Below are 926 nucleotides of genomic sequence, written 5' to 3'. Positions count from 1 at the left end.
ACCTCAACCGTCATACCTCAATTCTGAACATGTTCAGCATTCTGCGCAAGGGGACGACGCGTCCCCCGCCACACGACCGCCCGCGGGAAGAGGGCGCGCGGCCGAGCCGGGGAGCCACCGGCAGGGACGCCGCCAAGCGGAGTGATCGTCACCGACGATCCAGTCGACGCTCTATATTGCACACATATAGCCGGATGTGTAGCGTTTTGAACATGGGCTATACCGCTTCCGCCGCCTCCGCCGGCCGCCGTATCGCACGCCACCTCACCGACCCCGCGCCCACCAGCATCGCTGTCGACCTGGACGGGAAGCTCGTTGCCACCGCCTACGGCCAGGACAGCGCCTGCGGCCCCATCGTCATCCACCGCGGGAACGGCCTCCACCCGCGGACCACCGCCGCCGAGTGGGCCGTCGTCGTCGACGCGCACCGCGCCGCCACCGAGATCGGCCGCCCTGAACTCGGCAGCGACCTCGCCACACAGTGGCTGCACGCCGACGTCCACGAGCTTCCCCGCCAGAGTGCCGCCCAGTGGGCCGCGATCAGCGACGCCACCGACCGCGAGGCCACCGTCGGGCAGATCTGGTGAGCGGGCCCCGCCACGTCGACGACGACGGCCTCAACGTCCCCTCCACGATCCCTTACCTGGGCGATTCGGTGGTGCTGCTGGCCGGGGCCCGTGATGCCGCGTTGCGGCTGATCGGCGATGACCAGGCCGAGGACGGCCACGCGGTCCTGACCGCGCTGTCGCGGCGGTGGGTCGCGCAGTACACCGAGGCGATGTCCACCGGGCAGCGCGGCGACGGCCGGATCGTCGCGGCTGGGATCCTGGCCGCGCACATCCTGCACGTACGCCTGGAGACCGACACCTCCGACGAGGGCGGTAGCCCCCTCGGGACGACTGGGGCGCTGGCTGCGCTCCAGGTTC

2 protein-coding genes are annotated in these 926 nt (G+C 70.7%); both read left to right on the top strand.

What is annotated here, in order from left to right:
• Positions 1-212: 212 nt before the first annotated feature.
• Positions 213-587, top strand: a complete 375-nt coding sequence (locus D8M34_RS18190; RefSeq protein WP_126894720.1) for a hypothetical protein — start codon at positions 213-215, stop codon at positions 585-587.
• A partial coding sequence (locus D8M34_RS18185; protein ID WP_148113102.1) for a hypothetical protein occupies positions 584-926 on the top strand: 343 nt, incomplete at its 3' end. The genes D8M34_RS18190 and D8M34_RS18185, both read left to right, overlap by 4 nt.

Origin of the sequence: Microbacterium sp. HSID17254, from assembly GCF_003989315.1 — a bacterium.
In the GTDB taxonomy this organism is placed as follows: Bacteria; Actinomycetota; Actinomycetes; order Actinomycetales; family Microbacteriaceae; genus Microbacterium.
The sequence above is the reverse complement of the archived record's forward strand: the minus strand, read 5'-3'. Positions and strand labels throughout refer to the sequence as shown.